The following is a 17,592-nucleotide window of genomic DNA, read 5'->3' on the forward strand; positions in this document are numbered from 1 at the left end:
AAAAGTATGCCCGGTTTAACTGAAGCCCAGAAACGCGAAATTGAGAATACAAAAGTGAGTGAAGTCAAAGAGCAGTTGCAGAAAGACGTCATCGCTAAGCAAAGAGAGATGAAACAAAAGGCTCAGGCGCTCAAAGAAGAAGAAAACATAAAAAAAGCACAGGAAAATAAAGAAGACTTTGATGGTCAGCCATTTTTTAATCGAGTTGGCGCTGACGGAAGAAAAGAAGTAGGAAAGATAGAAAGAACTGCGGAGCGCTTGATTGGTTCAGGGGTTAGCGCAGCGAGTGATTGGGCTGTTGAAATGTTCCATCTCTTATCCGCGTCATTGGAGCTAAACAAAGCCCTCTGGTACGATCCTGTCCTCCCAGTTGGGGATACACTTAAGGGAGCTGCGGGGTTCGTATGGGATAAGACCATTGGAACCGCTGCAAGTGCAGTTTCGGATAGGGTTAGACGCCCATTTGTGAAAGATGAGAAGCTTGCTCAAATCCGTTTTGGTGCGGGTGTAGATGAGAACGGAGTTTTGGCCACTTCAGTGACCAAAAATAATAAGCGCTGGCCTGAAATAGAAGGACATTTTAGTGAAGGGATATGCGAATGGGCCAAGCTTCATGGTTTTCAAGCATCTCCACAAGGTCCACAAGGTCAGCAAATTGTATTAAAGGATGCAAACGGCGTGAAGATGAGCCAAGAGAAGTTCAAGGAATTAAACGATAACTTTGATACTAGTTTGGAAAAATTTCTCTCTAATCGAATGGGAATGAAGATAAACTACAGTGGCCCTGCCCAGGAGGCTGAAGAAGAGAGCACTCCAGCCCCAAGGATGAACTGATCAGAGGCTGAGCGCCAGCAGCTTCAATGAAAATAAATACGGGCGCTCAGAGTTATGTGGCGACAGTGTCATCAGGTATTCCGCTATGGAAGCGGAACACTTTATCCATCGAGCCAATCAAGGCATTTTCAATTTTGAGGAAAAAATCTAAGCGCTCCTCAATCTCACCACCATATAGTTTAGCCAGACGAAGATAGTCTTGAAAATGGCGTGCTTCCGATTTGACTAAGGAAAAATAAAATCTACTTAAGGTGCTATCATTAATTCGGGGTATAAGTGCATTAAATCGTTCACATGAGCGGGCTTCTATGATGGCACCGACGATCAGCTGATCGCGTAACCGTTCCTTACAACCTCCTTTAGTAACGAGCCGATTCATTTTTTGCGCATAATCAGAAGGAGGTAAGGGACCAAAACGAATATTTCGGCTATGCATCAAGCTAGTCACTTTTTCAAAATGGAGTAGCTCTTCTCGAGCCAAAGGCGACATAACCTCAACTAATTCTGGTTTTTCAGGGTACTTAGAAATAAAATTAACTGCGGTTGCCGCGGCTTTTCGTTCACAATGGGCATGATCGATTAACAAGGTGGGGATGTTGGCAACTGCTGCATTCAACCAACCTTCAGGGGTTGGTAAGCGAAGAAAATCAAGTAAGATTTGCAAATCGGTTGAATCTGTGCTTAGCATAATAAATTTACACTATACTTTGAAAAAATAGTGAGTATACCCAAGATACTTTAAAATACTAGATTTTGAAGTATCTTGGGTATGTATCACATAGAAGGTAGAAAAAATTGGATCATGTAATGAGTGCAGCAGAAACGAATAATGATTTATCAATCTGGCTATCAACCTACGGGTTGATAACTACCGAACGAATTCTAGAGAGCTATAAAATTCGCTTGCAGCACGAAGACCTTATCGCTGCGATAAAAAATCCAAACTCGTTTTATCATCGTTTGTTAAGGGTTCCATTAAAAAACGTTTTTAACGGAATTATTTTGCAACAAGCAAATGATTATCAAGTTTATGCACAAAAAATATTTATTGATTATTTAATGTCAGGTGAAACGAGTAAATCTGAAGACTCACCAGGAGCACTTACACGTGAGGATTTGGAGAGCGAGCGTAAAAGGCTAGTCAATATGGGGGATGATTTCCACGCATGCGAAACAGAGCACAATAAACTAATTGCAGAGTCCCAAAAGAATCTCATTCAATTTGCGACAGAATGGAAAAAGAATTTGGCAGCAGCAGCTAAAAAAATCCGAGATGAGATGAAATTGCAGGGTGTTGATAAAGAAATTAAGATCATTATTCAGGTGATCAATGCATTGATAATCCAATGGGACTCATCTAAACGGGGCAAAATCGATACCAAAGATAAATCGTGGCTACGTGCAGAAAAGATTATTGGAGAAAAAATGTCTGAAAATTCAAAACATATTTTCATTGACCAAATTACGAAATTGCTTGAATTTTCTTCGGGGATAGAGTCTTCGCTTGCTGATTTTACGATTAGAACGAATGAGATGGGGGCGAGGGTGCGCCAATGGCGCTCAGATTTTTATAAACTAATTCTTCGTGTGAACGAATTGCTTCAATTACTCCCTGAATACCATGTTGATTCCACCCAGACTGAAGAAAATCGTGAGACACTTTACTTTGACTCGACGCTTGGAGAGGATCAAAAAGGCTGAAATGGCAATTACTACCCGATCTCCTAGCAAATTGTATTATCCATTAACCAGACACTTCGTGTATAATATTGCGCTTTTAATCTATATCAATTGGAGCGCTTGTTATGACAACTGAATTAACCCTTTCAATTATTAAACCCGATGCTGTTACCAAAAACGTCATTGGTGAAATTTATTCGCGATTTGAAAAAGCTGGCCTCAAAATTGTTGCTGCAAAAATGGCTCATCTTACTCGTGCTCAGGCTGAAGGTTTCTATGCTGTTCATAAGTCACGGCCTTTCTTTAATGATTTAGTGAATTTTATGATTTCAGGCCCAGTGATGATCCAAGTATTACAAGGCTCAAATGCAATTGCTAAAAATCGTGAGCTCATGGGGGCAACTAATCCTAAGGAAGCTGCTCCAGGGACTATCCGTGCGGATTTCGCTGATAGTATCGATGCAAACGCGGTTCATGGTTCTGACAGTGCGGAAACTGCTGCGCAAGAAGTTGCCTTTTTCTTTGAACCACACGAAATTTGTGGGCGATAATTAATTTGATGTATCTTGGAGTTTAGGTAGTCCGGTACCTCACTGCCATTAAGTAATGCATGAACCTCTTATCTACTCCGTGGGATGTAGCGAAAAAGATTGAATTCTTTAACTTAAAGGCAGTATTGTTCTGCCTAAACCCAGGTACTTGGTTTGGGGCATTTGCCCCAACATGAAATTCAGTGGAGTAAATGATGAATCAGAAAATTAATTTATTGAATTTCAATCATCAACAAATGCGTGATTTTTTTAGCGAATTGGGAGAGAAACCTTATCGTGCACAACAAGTCATGCAATGGATTCATCAATATGGATTTCATGATTTCACCCAGATGAGTAATTTGGGCAAAGCATTACGTGAGCGCCTTAGCCAAATTGCAGAGATTCGCCTTCCTGAGATTTTGACTTGCCAAAAATCGAGTGATGGAACATGTAAATGGTTGCTGAAGCTTGATTGTGGGAATTGCATTGAAACGGTTTTTATCCCCGAAAAAAACCGTGGAACGTTATGTGTGTCTTCCCAGGTAGGCTGTGCTTTGAATTGCAGTTTTTGCTCAACAGCAAAACAAGGCTTTAATCGGAATTTATCTACCGCAGAAATCATTGGCCAAGTATGGTTAGCTGTGCGTGAATTATCGCAACAAAATGGCTTTCATGACAAAAAAATAACCAACGTAGTAATGATGGGTATGGGTGAGCCTTTACTTAATTTCGATAACGTCGTGGCGGCAATGGATATTATGATGGATGATTTCGCTTATGGCCTTTCGAAACGGCGTGTCACATTAAGTACTTCAGGTGTTTTGCCTGAGCTTGAGCGTTTACGTGAAGTAAGCCCGGTTGCTCTAGCTGTTTCCTTACACGCTCCAAACGATGAATTACGCAATAAGTTAGTGCCAATCAATAAAAAATATCCCCTAGCTGAACTCATGGCTTTATGTAAGCGATATTTTAAAAACGAACCCAAGCGAAGGATTACTTTCGAATACGTGATGTTAAAAGGGGTCAATGATCAATCAGAGCATGCAGATCAATTAATTAAATTATTGCGTGATGTACCTTCAAAGGTTAACTTGATTCCTTTTAATCCTTTTCCTATGACAGAATATGAACGTTCTTCGCAACAAACTATTGATGCTTTTCGAGACAAGTTGCTCGCAAAGGGAATTAATACAATTACCCGGAAAACGAGAGGAGACGACATCGATGCGGCCTGTGGGCAACTTGCGGGCGAAGTAAAAGATAGAACCAGCCGTTCTCGACGTTGGCAAAAATTGCATTTTGTACCTAATGAACAAACCGAAAAATCAGAATAGCCTTAGCTTCGCTGAAAAGAGTGCGTAACTATTTTTTAATGGTTATAATGGCCAATCCTTAAATGCGATATGACTAATTGTGTTAAATTTATTCCGGCTGTTACTCGTTTTAGGCTTAATATTGTTACAAGCATGTCAATCAAAAGCAACGTTTAATGCTGAGCAATCTATGCAAACTCGAAAGCAAAATGAAGCTGCGTCCTATAATACTCAATTAGGTTTGGTTTACCTAAAGCAAGGAGAGCGGCCAAGAGCTAAACGCAAGTTGCTTACTGCACTAAAGTTAGCGCCTAAGTCACCTGATGTGAATGCGGCAATGGCTTATTATCTTGAGATGACGGGGGATATAAAACAAGCTCGTATTTTTTACAAAAAGGCATTATCTTTAGCTTCTAATAGAGGTGTTCAATTGAATAACTATGGAGCGTTTTTATGTCGTTTAGGCCGATATAAGCAAGCTGAGGGGTATTTCTTAAACGCGGTCAAAGATGTGTATTATGTTAATTCAGCAGGGGCATACGAAAATGCAGGATTATGTTTGGCAGCTATTCCTGATTACCCCAAAGCCAGAAGCTATTTCGCGAAAGCGCTTAAACAGGATCCTCAGCGCAAACAATCGCTTTACGAGTTAGTCAAAATAGAGTTAAAAGAGAATCAAGCAGAAAAAGCATTAATGCACTTGCAAAATTACTCTGAAATGACTATGAATGATTCTAAGTTGCTGGCTATGGCGATAGAAGCAGCGCAGAGAGCGGGAAATACAGCATCTGAGACAATTTACAAACAACAGATGATTAAGCTACATCATTTTACGGACTCTACCGGAGAAAAGAATGACAACAGTAATAATGGATGAAATTCATAACGGTACTTCAGAAAAACCCGGCATGCAATTAGCACGTGTGCGTGAAAAAAAAGGATATAGCCAGGAGTACGTTGCTGGTAAACTTCATCTGCGCGTTAGAATTATTGAGCTCTTAGAATCTGACGACTATGATCAAATGCCGGAGCCTGTTTTTATTAAAGGGTATATTCGCGCTTACGCTAAGCTATTAGGTGTCCCTGTTGACCCGTTATTGGAAATATTTAACAGTATGCATTCTAGCGAGAGAAAATTAGAAAAGGCATTATGGCAAAGTAAGCGAGAGTCTAATAAAGGCGAACGGGCTGTCCGCATCTTAACCGGCCTGATAGCTGTGGTTGCAGTGGTTGCAGTTGGTATCTGGTGGCAGAAAAACAAAGACAATACACAAATTTTTTCTGCTAAAGGTACTCCTGTTGTTGCCGAACAAACGCCTAATAAGACCGAAACAGAAATCAGGCTAACTGATCTTTCTAAAATGCGTTCGATGCTTACACCTAGTAACAGTCAGATAACGCCCTTGGAGACAAAAGGTGGCTGAGAAAATACAAGCAATTCGAGGTATGAATGATATTTTACCTCAACAAACTCCATCATGGCGTCGACTTGAAGAATTATTTACCCGTTGTCTTTTGCAATACGGTTATGAAGAAATTCGTTTTCCATTGCTTGAAAGTACTCTACTATTCAAGCGAACAATTGGAGAGGTTACTGATATCGTTGAAAAAGAAATGTATACTTTCGACGATTTGAACGGTGATAGTTTAACTTTAAGGCCAGAGGGTACAGCTGGTTGCTTACGGGCCTGCTTAGAACATGGGTTACTGCATAATCAACAGCAAAAATTGTGGTATATGGGCCCTATGTTTCGGCATGAAAAACCCCAAAAAGGACGATACAGGCAATTTTATCAACTTGGCGTTGAGGCTTTGGGAATAGCAGGGGAAGCGGTTGAGCTAGAATTGATAGCTATCTGCAAGCGCTTATGGACTGTACTCGGAATTGATAAAGAAGTTCATTTGCAAATTAATACTTTGGGTGAGTTAAGCGAACGCCAAGTATATAGGGAAAAACTAATTGCCTATTTTAAACTTCACTTTGACGAACTCGATGAAGACAGCAAGCGACGTTTAGAGCGAAATCCAATGAGGATTCTTGATAGCAAAAATCCCGAAATGCAAGCTCTGATCAATGATGCGCCTCGACTTATGGATTCACTCGGTGTTGAGAATAGAAAGCGGTTTTCTCATTTATGCGAAGGATTAACACAGTTAGGTATACCCTTTTCCATTAACCCTTTCCTTGTGCGTGGTCTTGATTATTATGGACACACAGTTTTTGAATGGGTTACGGATAAATTAGGGAGTCAAGCAACAGTCTGTGCAGGAGGCCGCTATGATGCGCTTGTGGAGCACTTAGGCGGAAATCCAACGCCAGCTGTTGGTTTTGCGATGGGTGCTGAGCGATTACTCCTGTTGTTAGAAACCTTAGGCCTTGATCACAGTCATGTTCAAACCCCTTCGGTTTTTATCATTGCTAGTGGTGATGTGGCAATGCAAAAGGCTTTGATGATTGCGGAACAACTGCGCAATGCCAATCCAAATTGGCAGGTTATCACGAATACGGTAGGAGGAGGCTTTAAAAGCCAATTCCGTAAAGCAGATAAAAGCGGGGCAGGGTTTGCGTTAATTTTAGGGGAAGATGAAGTTGCGGATGGGACAATAAGCGTTAAAAATTTGCGTCAGCAAGAAGAGCAGGTCACTATCTTGCAAGAAGATTTAATCGGTTATTTACAGAATGGGTTAGCATCGGCTTAAAATCGGTTTGAACTGGGAAAACTCCTTTGACTAGTGAGATCTGTTACTTCGACTTTTCTACGCTTGTGCGCGTGATCCCGCGAAGGCAGGAGATCTTGGAACCCGCGGTTATGCCTCGGGACGGTGTAGTTAAGTGCAGTAAGCAATGTTGATTTTTTGTTCCATGCAGAATTAAAACTCAGGGAAGTAGTATAGGAGAGTAGAATGTCTGTTTATATGACAGAAGAAGAACAGTTAGCGGCAATAAAAAATTGGTGGAATAAGTACAGTAATGTTATCACCGTTATTTTATCATTGATATTGCTTATTACCGCCGGATTTAAATATTGGAATTGGCACCAAGAAAAAATAAGCACTCAAGCATCGACAGCATATGAGCGGCTTATGGTTGCTTTTTCAAATCAAGATGAGAACAGTATCCAATCCTATGCAAATCAACTCATTAAAGATTATGGGCAGACTGTTTATGCGGATGCTGCGCGTCTGACGTTGGCCAAACTATTAGTCACCAATGATCAGTACGATAAAGCACGGGAAAATCTTGAATATGTCGCTCAACACTCAAAAATGCAACCATTAAAGCAAGTTGCCAAATTGCGCATTGCTCGTTTGTTTGCAGCCCAAAGAGCCTATGACAAAGCATTAGCTGAACTGACTGTAGTGGATGATTCAGCATATTTGCCTGTTATCAATGAATTGAAAGGTGATATTTATGCTGCTACAGGGAATTATCAGCAAGCAATTCAATCTTATAAGGAAGCAATAACGGAAGTGAGAACTAATGGAATGGGCAATCTTTTTCTTGAAATGAAAACAAATGAGTTAGCTGCTCTTGCTCAATCTAAGAACGCAAGTGATAGCACTCTACAATCAGCTTAGTGTAAGAGGAAATATGTTGCGCATTAACAAAAAATTTATCGTTTTAGCGGTGTGTGTTTCATTGCAAGCCTGTTCTAAGGTGGATGATTACATGTTGGGCAAAGATAATACTCCAGCACCAGCAGCCTTAGAGCCACTCGCTCCTAAAGCAAAAGTCATTGAAAAATGGTCTGTGCCGATCGGCGGTTCGCAAAAAAATAGCGCCCATCTTAAATTGACGCCTGAGATTGTCGGCAATGTAGTCTATACTGCTGACGCAAGTGGTCTAGTGCAAGCGATCAATCGAACCAACGGTAAGATACTTTGGTCTAAAAAATTGGAGCATGGGTTAATCAGCGGCCCTACGGTAGCCTCCGGGGTCATTGCCGTCAGTAACGATGTTTCTAGTATTGTCTTACTAAAACAATCCGATGGAAGTGAGCTCTGGCAGCAAAAGCTCTCCGGCGAAGTCCTGGCTAAGCCTGTAATTGCAGCGAATAAAGTAATTGCTAAAACGATTGATGGCAATTTATATGCTTTCAGTTTAATGAATGGTGAAAAATTATGGCTCTCCGATCATGGTGCTCCCAGCTTAATTTTAAAAGCCAGTTCAGCACCGGTGGTGGTTGGCAATTTAGTTTTAGTGGGCTATTCCGATGGCAAGATGGATGCAGTTGATATACAGACAGGTCGTTTAGTTTGGCGCCGCAGCATTGCTTATGCGAGCGGATCAAGTGATGTCGAACGTTTAGTCGATATTGATGCAGATCCAATTGTGCGTGGGAATGTGGCTTACTTAGCGAGCTATCAAGGCTATGTGGGTGCTTTATCGTTAAGCGATGGCCAATTTGTATGGCGCAAACCCGCTTCTGTTTATAAAAACATGGCGATTGATAATAAAACAATCTATTTAACGGATAGTGATGACATTGTTTGGGCAATTAATCGCCAAAATGGTCAAGTTAACTGGAAGCAAATCGCATTGAAGGCGAGAGGATTAACGGAACCTGTCTTAGTAGGGGATCGCTTAGTTGTCGGTGATAAAACGGGACTATTGCATGTTTTAGCCACTCAGAATGGGGAGTTAATTTCACGGACTGAAGTGGGCGGTGCTATTACAACTGCTCCTTCAGTTGTGGGTAATACTATTTATGTTATGTCGGCTGATGGCAAATTAAGTCGTTATTCAGTGGGTTAATCAATGATTCCAGTTATTGCTTTAGTTGGCCGTCCTAATGTAGGTAAATCGACGCTTTTTAATCGCTTAACAAAAACCCAGGATGCTTTAGTGGCAGATTTTCCTGGGTTAACCCGCGATAGACAATATGGTCAAGCTTATTTTGAAGACAAGCCATTTATCGTTGTCGATACTGGTGGTATTGGTGTAGATGATTTAGCCGTTGATGCATTAATGTCTAGACAATCCAGTTTGGCGCTTGATGAGGCTAATGTTGTATTATTTTTAGTTGATGGCCGGGCAGGCCTCACTGGTGTTGACGAAAACATTGCTCAACGCTTGCGAAAAATCAACAAACCTGTTTTCCTTGTGGTGAATAAGACCGATGGAATTGATGAAGAAATTGCTAGTGCTGAATTTCAGTCTTTAGGTTTCAATGAGGTGCATCCTATCTCCGCATCGCATGGACGAGGCATGCATTCGTTACTACAAGCTTTGCCCCTCAAAGCTAAAGAGGTGGAAGAAGAAGAACCCACCAAAGCGATAAAAATTGCCTTTGCTGGTCGACCCAATGTTGGAAAATCCACCTTAATTAACCGTATTTTGGGTGAAGAAAGAGTTGTTGTTTATGATATGCCTGGCACGACACGTGATAGTATCGCTATCCCTTTTGTGCGTGATGAAAAACCCTATATCCTGATTGACACAGCAGGTGTCCGGAGACGCTCGCGTGTTGACGAGAAGATTGAAAAATTTTCGGTCATTAAAACACTTCAAGCCATTAAGGAATCACATGTGTGCATGATGCTTCTCGATGCCCGAGAGGGGCTGACAGAGCAGGATATGCATATATTAAGTTTTATCGTTGAAGCGGGTAAGGCTTTAGTGATTGTTGTTAATAAATGGGATGGTTTGGATGAAGAACATAAGGAGCATGTCCGAGCCGAGTTAACTCGCCGGCTACAGTTTGTTCAATTTGCAAAAATTCGGTTTATTTCGGCCCTCCATGGAAGTGGGGTGGGTTTATTGTTTAAAGACATTGAACAAGCGTATGCTTCAGCTACTCAAGCTTTTTCAACACCACAACTGACGCGATTGTTGCAAGATCTTGTTACGCAACATACCCCACCTATGGTTAGTGGGCGTAGAATTAAATTAAGGTATGCTCATGCGGGTGGTCATAATCCACCTATTATTGTGATTCATGGAAATCAGCTTGATGCGTTACCTGACAGTTATAAGCGCTACCTCAGCAATGCATTTGTTTCCCATCTTGGCTTAGTGGGAACTCCCTTAAAATTAGAATTTAAAGGCTCAGAAAACCCATTTAAAGACAAAAAGAACAAGCTTACGGATAGGCAAGTAAAAAAACGAAAAAGATTAATGAAACGGGTTAAGAGGCGATAAACTCTTTTACATCGGATCTACCCCAAATGTATTTAAAACGCACTTGGGAACACAAAAATAAAATCATTCCGGCCTCTCTGCTCAGTATAACGTGCATAAGTTTGTCTATCCTCGAAAGGCGTGACTTGCATGAAGAAATTTGCTTATGATTCAGATCGGATGGGTGCCGCGGACAATCCGCGGCACGTGAGGTAGGTGAATTATCAACGGATGCTACTCTTCTTTTACCCGCAAAGTTAATACATCGCAAGGCGCTTGATGAAATACCGCATAAGCGGTGCTGCCGAGAAAGGCGGGAACGGCACTTGGGGTATGACTACCAATAATAACCAGGTTGCATCCTAAATTGGTAATCATGTCAATAATATGTGTTTTTACTGAACCAACTTCAACATGTAATTGTTCAGCAGGAATGTTAAGCGCATCGCCGAGATATTTCATTACCATTTGTGCATCTTCTTTGGCAGGCACTCCTATTTCTGCAAAACCTAATCCTTGTGCTAACTGGTAAGTGGATGGCGGTTCAATGACGTGTAGTAAATGAAGTTTGGCATTAAAAAAGGTGGCAATTTGTGTGGCTTGCTTACACATTTCAAAATGATTTTCGCGCAAATCGGTAGGATGTAAGATGGTGGTGTACACGATTCCCTCGCTTAATAAAAACTATCCAGTTAGCATAAGTGTAGTGTATGGAAAATAAAAATGAGAGATTTTATCCCAATTAAACTAACAATTTAATCTAGACCCGAACTTTATGCGTTGAGCAAGGCTTATTTAAGACTAAACTACTGAGGTTTAAACCATCAATAGTTAGAGAGGGGGCAATTTCCAATAAAGGGAGAAGCACAAAATCGCGCTCTATAATTCGAGGGTGAGGTACTTTAAGGGTTAATGTATCGATTTTTTGTGAACCATATAAAAGGATGTCAATGTCTAGTGTTCTTGCTCCCCACTTAATTTTTCGAATGCGCTGTTGTTGCTGCTCGATTTGGTGGCAGCAATCAAGTAACCGTTGCGGGGACAGTCGGGTTTGCAGGGCTACTACTGTATTGCAAAATTTAGGCTGAGCCTTCCTTCCCCATGCTTCACTCCAATAAAAACTTGCCTCTTGTGTAATGCATGAATCAGGCAGCCTACGTAAGGCATTGATTGCTCGCCTTAGCTGACGCGCTGGAGAATTTAAATTGCTACCTAGACCCAAATAGCAAAGGGTCATGAAGGAACCCCTTTCCGTTTCCGGCGTCTGCGTTGTTTTGTCGATGCTTGTGATGCGGGCAAGGAGGTTATCATACTTGCCTTTTCATCGTCTGTGGCATCTTGAAAAGCAGTCCACCACTGTGCTAATTCCATCGATTCATCGCCGGCGAGCGCACGTAGGGCAAGGAAGTCGTACGCTGCCCGGAACCTGGGATGTTGTAAAAGATTATAAGCGCGGCCGCCGAAGCGTTTTGGAAAGCGAAATTGGAGTAGCCAAATCTCACGTATAACTTGGCTAAAACGTTTAGGTATAGTGATTACTTGACTTTGCTCGCTGATAACAATTGACATTGCCTTTTCCAACGCAGGAAGAGGGTCCAGACTTTCCTTCTGTTGTAAGTATAAGGCCTTATCTTTGAGTGGAAACCATAGCAGCACAGCAAGCAAAAAGGCTGGTGTCACTGGTTTATTATCGCGAATGCGGGTATCCGTATTTTCTAAGGCAATGCCTAATAACGCATTCACAGGATATTCGCTGGATAATAGCTGATGCGTTTGCTCAAACAATTGGGCAAATAATCCATATTTAACCAACAAACGTTGCACTGTTTCGGCTTCACCGCACTGATAAAGTTTTGTTGTCTCATCAAATAAGCGTGAGCCTGAAACATGCCGTATTAAATGACATAATTCAGGTAAAGGTGCGGCTGTTTCTTCTGCAATTTCAAAATGTAGTTTAGCGCTAAAGCGGATGGCACGAAGCATCCGTACCGGATCTTCTTGATATCGTGTTATTGGGTTACCAATTAGCCGTATTATTCGTTGATGTACGTCATTAACCCCGCCAGTAAAGTCGACAATGGAAAAATCATCAATGTTATAGTAAAGGGAATTAATCGTGAAATCGCGTCGCCATGCGTCTTGGTCTAATGTACCATAGACATTATCACGAACTATCATTCCTCTTTCGTTAGTTTGTTGGTTTTCATCAATTTCCTGGCTATCTGACCCTCTAAATGTTGCCACCTCGATGATTTCGCGATGAAAGGTGATGTGAACTAATTTAAAGCGGCGGCCAATAATTCTGGCGTTACGGAATAATTTTCTAATTTGAGTGGGGGTGGCATTAGTGGCTATATCGAAGTCTTTTGGAGCCTTACCAAGCAAAAGATCACGGACACTACCTCCAACCAGATAGGCTTGAAACCCGGCACTGTTGAGTCGATTCAAAACTTTTAGGGCGTTAGCACTGATGTCTGTTTTTGATAAATTGTGATGGCTGCGCGGAATAATGTAACTAAGGTCAACTGGTGGTTGACTAGTCCTTGTTTTGCGTAACAGCTTTTTGATTAGTTTAATTATTGTCGTCACCCATTTGACTTATAAATCGCGGCAATATTATATCTAAAATGCTTATAAAAGTGAATCGGAGAGAATGGAACTTGACTATATATGTTTATTGAGCATCAAATTTAATAATATTTGATCTAATCATGCTTACATACAAACAAGAAGTCATTGAGATTGCCCGTCTTATTAAAAAAATGCGCGAAAAGGTATAAAGCCGGATTTTTCAAAATACTCAGCTAAAGCGCGGAAGTCTGCAGAACAAAAATGGAATGTGGATAGTAAATGGAAAGCTTTTGGCGAAGATCAGTTATTACGGGTTGTTCCAAAGAAAAATGGGCTACTAGTTCTATTAATTGTTTGATTGGAGATTGTTACATCACTTGTCTCATATAATCCTCAGCCCAGTGCTAAGGATAAATTTTCTACAGACCTTACTGCAAGATCAAAGGTTTCTAATCTGCTAAAAAAAGGGGACATGAACGATTGCGAAAAATTTTCTTAGTCTGACGACTCTGGTTCAACCCCCTCAACCTATTTCTTAGATTTACTACTTACTCAACCGCCATCTCAAGCTCTCTGCTAGCCTTCTCATACAGTTGCCGGGCAAAACTGTAATTGGCTGAGGTAAAGCGTTCTCTAATTACGGAAACTTTTTCATTAGAAAGACGGGCTCCGTATTGACTAACAACTTCTGTAGCAGCCATATTTGCAAGCTCAACAGCGAGTTGGGGAGCATAACCATGGGTAATTGCATAAAGATAAGCACCCGCGAACATGTCGCCCGCACCCACTGTATCGATCGCAATTGCAGGGGTTGTTGGAATTGCCACTGTTTCACCGTCAATCGCGAGCACTGCTCCTCGGCTCCCACAAGTGACAACCAAATGTTTCGTAAAGGATTGCAATAATCCTATCGCAATCTCCAAGTTATCGGTTTGGCAGAATAATAGTGCTTCTTCTTCATTGCAAAATAACAGATCAATTTTACCGTCAATGATTGTGAGCAATTCATGTTTGAAATAACGAACCATGTTGGGGTCAGAAAGGGTCATAGCCACTTTCGTATTCGTGGTTCGCGCATGTTGCCTAGCTGCCAATAAGGCCTTTCTCGCAGTTGGAGACGTCACTAGGTAACCTTCAAGATAAATAAATTCTGAGGCTGCTATTGCATCTAAGTTAAGCACCTCGGGACATAATGTCTCGGAGATGCCTAAATGAGTATTCATTGTCCTTTGCGCATCATCGGTCACTAAAACCAAACATTGCCCGGTTACACCCGAGGTTAAACTATCTAATGTCAAATTACAATCGAGACCCAATGTTGTTAGTTCTTGCAAAAATAATCTGCCCGCTTCGTCATTAGCTACTTTGCAACTATAGAAACCACGCCCACCAAATTGGCTTAGAGCAATCATGGTATTGGCTGCAGAACCACCGCAACCACTGTGACAAAACGATCCCGTCAAAGCACTCATCAAGCGGTGATGGGTTGCTTCATCTATCAGCGTCATCACATTTTTTTCAATATTCATGGCTTGCAGGAATTCATTATCGACTAGAGCATCCCTGTCTAATAAAGCGTTACCTATTCCGTATACATGATATTTTTTCATTAGGCCTTAACTCCAACAAGGCTGCCTAGCACTGATTCGGCAGCGAGATGAGTTAGGCGTATTTCTTCACTTTGATGAGCAGAAGATACAAAACCTGCTTCGTACATTGATGGCGCAAAATAAACACCTTTTTGCAACATGCCGTGGAAAAACTGCTTAAACAATGCTTCGTCGGATGAAGCAACATCGGCATAATCTAAAATTTGCTTCTTATCATTAAAGCAAAAACCAAACATTCCTCCTATAGAAGCACAACTGAAAGGAATATTAAACGATTCGGCAATCTCAGCAAGACCATCAATCATGAGTTTTGTGTTAATAGAAAGCTGCTCATAAAAACCGGGCTTTTCCACTTCTGTTAAGGTTGCCAATCCTGCAGCCATCGCCAAAGGATTACCTGATAATGTTCCGGCTTGATAGACTGAACCTTCGGGAGCGAGATGGGACATAATTGCTGCTTTCCCTCCTACTGCACCTACGGGCATGCCGCCGCCAATTACTTTACCCAGTGTTGTTAGATCAGGCTTAATATTAAACACTTGTTGTGCGCCACCAAGAGCCACACGAAAACCAGTCATGACTTCATCAAATATAAGCAAGCTGTTGTGAGCATCACAAAGTTCGCGGAGACCCTCTAAAAAACCAATTTTAGGCAATACAAAACCCATATTCCCTGCAATTGGTTCTAAAATGACGGCAGCAATGTCATCCGAATACTGTTCGAAAAGACGTGCAACTTGTTCAAGATTATTAAAATCCGCAGTAAGTGTATGCTCGGTGATACTTGCAGGAATACCAGGTGTTGAAGGAATTCCTAGAGTCAATAAGCCAGAACCTGCTTTAACGAGTAAGCTATCATTATGTCCATGATAACAACCATTGAATTTAATTATTTTATTTTTACTGGTATAACCTCGAGCCAAACGAATTGCGGTCATCGTGGCTTCAGTCCCTGAATTCACCATACGTAATTTTTCGATATTAGGCATAATTTTGATAATTTTTTGAGCAAGCCTAACTTCAAGCTCTGTGGGCGCACCGAAGCTCATACCACTCTGTAACACCTCGGAAACCGCATCAATGACTGATTTGTAGCAATGGCCAAGGATAAGGGGGCCCCAAGAACCCACGTAATCAATGTAAGATCGACCATCAACATCTGTGAGGTAAGCTCCTTTCCCCTTTTTAAAAAAAATAGGCTCTCCACCCACGCCTTTGAAAGCACGCACAGGAGAATTCACACCTCCAGGAATAATAGCTTGAGCTTGGACAAATAATTGTTGGGAATTGGTCATGACTACTCCGTTGCCTAAAATTGATAACTATTCTACTCTATTTAATAGAAGGGACAAAATGTAGAACTAAAGCTTTACAATAGAGCTGTCAATCGCTAAATTAGCCTCCTTTAAATTTAGAGCAAAAGAGATGCAAGAGTACAAAAAATATATCTGTGTTATATGTGGATTTATTTACGATGAAGCCGAGGGTTGGCCAGAAGACAACATTGAACCTGGAACACGATGGGAAGACGTGCCAGAAAACTGGTTTTGCCCTGATTGTGGCGCAGCAAAAGAAGATTTTGAGATGGTAGAGATAGAATAAGGATGTCAGTGTTGAAATAGATTCAATCTCGATTGTTTGACTGGAGCAATCGAGGATGAGCCTATTTCAATACGGTTTCACAACCACCAATAACACAATTCCTATTAGCAGCAATGTCGGTAGCTCATTGAATATACGATAAAATCTAGCTTTTCTGCAATTTTTATCTTGAGCAAACTGCTTCACAAAGTGACCGCAGGAGAAGTGATATGCCCATACTAAGAAAACCAAGCTTAATTTGGCATGGAACCAAGGCGCTTTTAAATAATAATTCAAGCTGTAAGTCATTAACCAAATACCCAAAAGGGTGGTCAGCAACGCCGCTGGCCAAGTTATGCCATAATATAGACGCCTCTCCATCACTTTAAAGCGCTCGTTGCTTAATTGATCAACAGTATCAGCATGGTAAACAAACAATCTCGGCAAATAAAAAAGTCCAGCGAACCAAGCCACCATTGCAATAATATGAAAAGCTTTTATCACTAACATGTTATCCCTTTTTTTTTCTATTTTTACGGCGCGAGTGCCTCAAAAGGTTAAGCGATTCGACACCTAAAGAAAATCCCATAGCAAAATAGAGGTATGCCCGCGGTATATGAAAGCCGAAACTATCAGCAATCAAGAATGTGCCAATTAAAATTAAAAAACTCAAAGCCAGCATTTTGACCGTGGGGTATTTTTCGATAAAGAGACTAACAGGTTCACTCGCATATATCATCACTAAAATTGCACAGGTAATCGCGGCTGCCATGATCAGAAAGCGAGATGTTAATCCAATTGCAGTGAGCACGCTATCTAGGGAAAAAATAATATCCATTAATGCGACTTGAAGCACCACGCCTTTGAATGAAACAGAATGTACATGTCCTTTCTCATATTCGACTATCTCTTCCTCTAATTCATCATGAATTTCCTGCGTTGCCTTAACAATTAGAAAAATACCGCCGGCAAATAAAAAGAGATCACGAGCAGAAAATGAAAATTCGGCGAGGCTAAACAAAGGGCGGGTTAATTTGGATAAACCAACTGCCGTAGCCAATAGCATTAATCGCGTGACCCAGGCAAAGGTTAAGCCCCAGCGCCTGGCTTTTTTTCGTTGCTCTTTAGGTAATTTTTCCGTCAAAATTGATAAAAATACCAGGTTATCTATACCGAGGACTATCTCAAGAATGATTAAAGCTAAAAGGCTAAAAATAATATCTAAAAATTCCATTTGAACGTATAGCAATAATGTTAAAGGCCATATTGTCTACTTAACTGGGAAAAAGGTAAATCATTTCTCAAGGATTCTTCATCATCCCAGGAATTGGGTATTCTTTTGTGCTCAT

General features: G+C 41.1%; 19 protein-coding genes. 11 read left to right on the forward strand and 8 right to left on the reverse strand.

Going from position 1 to position 17,592, the window contains the following annotated elements; all coding sequences use genetic code 11:
- The first annotated feature begins 6 nt into the window (after positions 1-6).
- Complete coding sequence (locus LMI_RS06935; protein ID WP_045099142.1) at positions 7-834, forward strand: hypothetical protein; 828 nt, start codon at positions 7-9, stop codon at positions 832-834.
- A 52-nt stretch (positions 835-886) separates the two neighbouring features.
- Here LMI_RS06935 and LMI_RS06940 read toward each other — a convergent pair whose 3' ends face one another.
- Entirely contained in the window at positions 887-1,522 is a 636-nt protein-coding gene (locus LMI_RS06940) for a MiaE family protein (RefSeq protein ID WP_045099143.1), read from the reverse strand.
- Between the two features lie 119 nt (positions 1,523-1,641).
- Here LMI_RS06940 and LMI_RS06945 point away from each other — a divergent pair, with 119 nt between their 5' ends.
- From LMI_RS06945 to der, 9 genes are all read left to right on the forward strand, one after another.
- The gene (locus LMI_RS06945) at positions 1,642-2,535 is read left to right on the forward strand and encodes a hypothetical protein (protein ID WP_045099144.1); all 894 of its coding nucleotides are present in this window, start codon (positions 1,642-1,644) and stop codon (positions 2,533-2,535) included.
- A gap of 104 nt (positions 2,536-2,639) precedes the next feature.
- Positions 2,640-3,065, forward strand: a complete 426-nt coding sequence (gene ndk / locus LMI_RS06950; RefSeq protein WP_045099145.1) for a nucleoside-diphosphate kinase — start codon at positions 2,640-2,642, stop codon at positions 3,063-3,065.
- A gap of 191 nt (positions 3,066-3,256) precedes the next feature.
- A complete protein-coding gene (rlmN, locus tag LMI_RS06955) occupies positions 3,257-4,381 on the forward strand; it encodes a dual-specificity RNA methyltransferase RlmN (protein WP_045099146.1) in 1,125 nt (374 codons plus the stop codon).
- 79 nt (positions 4,382-4,460) lie between these two features.
- The gene (gene pilW / locus LMI_RS06960; RefSeq protein WP_102010547.1) at positions 4,461-5,237 is read left to right on the forward strand and encodes a type IV pilus biogenesis/stability protein PilW; all 777 of its coding nucleotides are present in this window, start codon (positions 4,461-4,463) and stop codon (positions 5,235-5,237) included.
- Positions 5,215-5,784, forward strand: a complete 570-nt coding sequence (locus LMI_RS06965; RefSeq protein ID WP_045099148.1) for a helix-turn-helix domain-containing protein — start codon at positions 5,215-5,217, stop codon at positions 5,782-5,784. Before pilW ends, LMI_RS06965 begins: the two co-directional genes overlap by 23 nt.
- Complete coding sequence (hisS, locus tag LMI_RS06970; RefSeq protein ID WP_045099149.1) at positions 5,777-7,060, forward strand: histidine--tRNA ligase; 1,284 nt, start codon at positions 5,777-5,779, stop codon at positions 7,058-7,060. Before LMI_RS06965 ends, hisS begins: the two co-directional genes overlap by 8 nt.
- Positions 7,061-7,264: 204 nt before the next feature.
- The gene (locus LMI_RS06975; protein ID WP_045099150.1) at positions 7,265-7,939 is read left to right on the forward strand and encodes a YfgM family protein; all 675 of its coding nucleotides are present in this window, start codon (positions 7,265-7,267) and stop codon (positions 7,937-7,939) included.
- A 13-nt stretch (positions 7,940-7,952) separates the two neighbouring features.
- Entirely contained in the window at positions 7,953-9,116 is a 1,164-nt protein-coding gene (bamB, locus tag LMI_RS06980; RefSeq protein WP_045099151.1) for an outer membrane protein assembly factor BamB, read from the forward strand.
- Positions 9,117-9,119: 3 nt separating this feature from the next.
- Positions 9,120-10,502, forward strand: coding sequence for a ribosome biogenesis GTPase Der (gene der / locus LMI_RS06985; RefSeq protein ID WP_045099152.1), 1,383 nt, complete (start codon positions 9,120-9,122; stop codon positions 10,500-10,502).
- Between the two features lie 213 nt (positions 10,503-10,715).
- On the opposite strand, the gene LMI_RS06990 is transcribed toward der, so the two are convergent.
- The 5 genes from LMI_RS06990 to hemL form a co-directional block, all read right to left on the reverse strand.
- Entirely contained in the window at positions 10,716-11,144 is a 429-nt protein-coding gene (locus tag LMI_RS06990) for a universal stress protein (protein WP_045099153.1), read from the reverse strand.
- 97 nt (positions 11,145-11,241) lie between these two features.
- Complete coding sequence (folK, locus tag LMI_RS06995; protein ID WP_045099154.1) at positions 11,242-11,718, reverse strand: 2-amino-4-hydroxy-6-hydroxymethyldihydropteridine diphosphokinase; 477 nt, start codon at positions 11,716-11,718, stop codon at positions 11,242-11,244.
- Positions 11,715-13,040, reverse strand: coding sequence for a polynucleotide adenylyltransferase PcnB (pcnB, locus tag LMI_RS07000; protein WP_045100628.1), 1,326 nt, complete (start codon positions 13,038-13,040; stop codon positions 11,715-11,717). Before pcnB ends, folK begins: the two co-directional genes overlap by 4 nt.
- Positions 13,041-13,600: 560 nt before the next feature.
- A complete protein-coding gene (locus tag LMI_RS07005; protein WP_064102965.1) occupies positions 13,601-14,662 on the reverse strand; it encodes an adenosine kinase in 1,062 nt (353 codons plus the stop codon).
- Positions 14,662-15,957: a glutamate-1-semialdehyde 2,1-aminomutase gene (gene hemL / locus LMI_RS07010; protein WP_045099155.1), complete on the reverse strand. Its 1,296-nt coding sequence runs from the start codon at positions 15,955-15,957 to the stop codon at positions 14,662-14,664. Before hemL ends, LMI_RS07005 begins: the two co-directional genes overlap by 1 nt.
- A 130-nt stretch (positions 15,958-16,087) precedes the next feature.
- Here hemL and LMI_RS07015 point away from each other — a divergent pair, with 130 nt between their 5' ends.
- Positions 16,088-16,264, forward strand: coding sequence for a rubredoxin (locus tag LMI_RS07015; RefSeq protein ID WP_045099156.1), 177 nt, complete (start codon positions 16,088-16,090; stop codon positions 16,262-16,264).
- Positions 16,265-16,330: 66 nt separating this feature from the next.
- On the opposite strand, the gene hemJ is transcribed toward LMI_RS07015, so the two are convergent.
- Entirely contained in the window at positions 16,331-16,753 is a 423-nt protein-coding gene (gene hemJ / locus LMI_RS07020; protein ID WP_045099157.1) for a protoporphyrinogen oxidase HemJ, read from the reverse strand.
- A gap of 1 nt (position 16,754) precedes the next feature.
- A complete protein-coding gene (locus LMI_RS07025) occupies positions 16,755-17,477 on the reverse strand; it encodes a TerC family protein (RefSeq protein WP_045099158.1) in 723 nt (240 codons plus the stop codon).
- Positions 17,478-17,592 lie beyond the last annotated feature (115 nt).

Origin of the sequence: Legionella micdadei, from assembly GCF_000953635.1 — a bacterium.
In the GTDB taxonomy this organism is placed as follows: Bacteria; Pseudomonadota; Gammaproteobacteria; order Legionellales; family Legionellaceae; genus Tatlockia; species Tatlockia micdadei.

Bases quoted from the DNA above. Each gene is read 5' to 3' on its own strand.
- LMI_RS06935 (WP_045099142.1), top strand. From the start codon at position 7: ATGCCCGGTTTAACTGAAGCCCAGAAACGCGAAATTGAGAATACAAAA.
- LMI_RS06940 (WP_045099143.1), bottom strand. From the start codon at position 1,522: ATGCTAAGCACAGATTCAACCGATTTGCAAATCTTACTTGATTTTCTT.
- LMI_RS06945 (WP_045099144.1), top strand. From the start codon at position 1,642: ATGAGTGCAGCAGAAACGAATAATGATTTATCAATCTGGCTATCAACC.
- ndk (WP_045099145.1), top strand. From the start codon at position 2,640: ATGACAACTGAATTAACCCTTTCAATTATTAAACCCGATGCTGTTACC.
- rlmN (WP_045099146.1), top strand. From the start codon at position 3,257: ATGATGAATCAGAAAATTAATTTATTGAATTTCAATCATCAACAAATG.
- LMI_RS06965 (WP_045099148.1), top strand. From the start codon at position 5,215: ATGACAACAGTAATAATGGATGAAATTCATAACGGTACTTCAGAAAAA.
- LMI_RS06975 (WP_045099150.1), top strand. From the start codon at position 7,265: ATGTCTGTTTATATGACAGAAGAAGAACAGTTAGCGGCAATAAAAAAT.
- bamB (WP_045099151.1), top strand. From the start codon at position 7,953: ATGTTGCGCATTAACAAAAAATTTATCGTTTTAGCGGTGTGTGTTTCA.
- der (WP_045099152.1), top strand. From the start codon at position 9,120: ATGATTCCAGTTATTGCTTTAGTTGGCCGTCCTAATGTAGGTAAATCG.
- folK (WP_045099154.1), bottom strand. From the start codon at position 11,718: ATGACCCTTTGCTATTTGGGTCTAGGTAGCAATTTAAATTCTCCAGCG.
- LMI_RS07005 (WP_064102965.1), bottom strand. From the start codon at position 14,662: ATGAAAAAATATCATGTATACGGAATAGGTAACGCTTTATTAGACAGG.
- hemL (WP_045099155.1), bottom strand. From the start codon at position 15,957: ATGACCAATTCCCAACAATTATTTGTCCAAGCTCAAGCTATTATTCCT.
- LMI_RS07015 (WP_045099156.1), top strand. From the start codon at position 16,088: ATGCAAGAGTACAAAAAATATATCTGTGTTATATGTGGATTTATTTAC.
- hemJ (WP_045099157.1), bottom strand. From the start codon at position 16,753: ATGTTAGTGATAAAAGCTTTTCATATTATTGCAATGGTGGCTTGGTTC.
- LMI_RS07025 (WP_045099158.1), bottom strand. From the start codon at position 17,477: ATGGAATTTTTAGATATTATTTTTAGCCTTTTAGCTTTAATCATTCTT.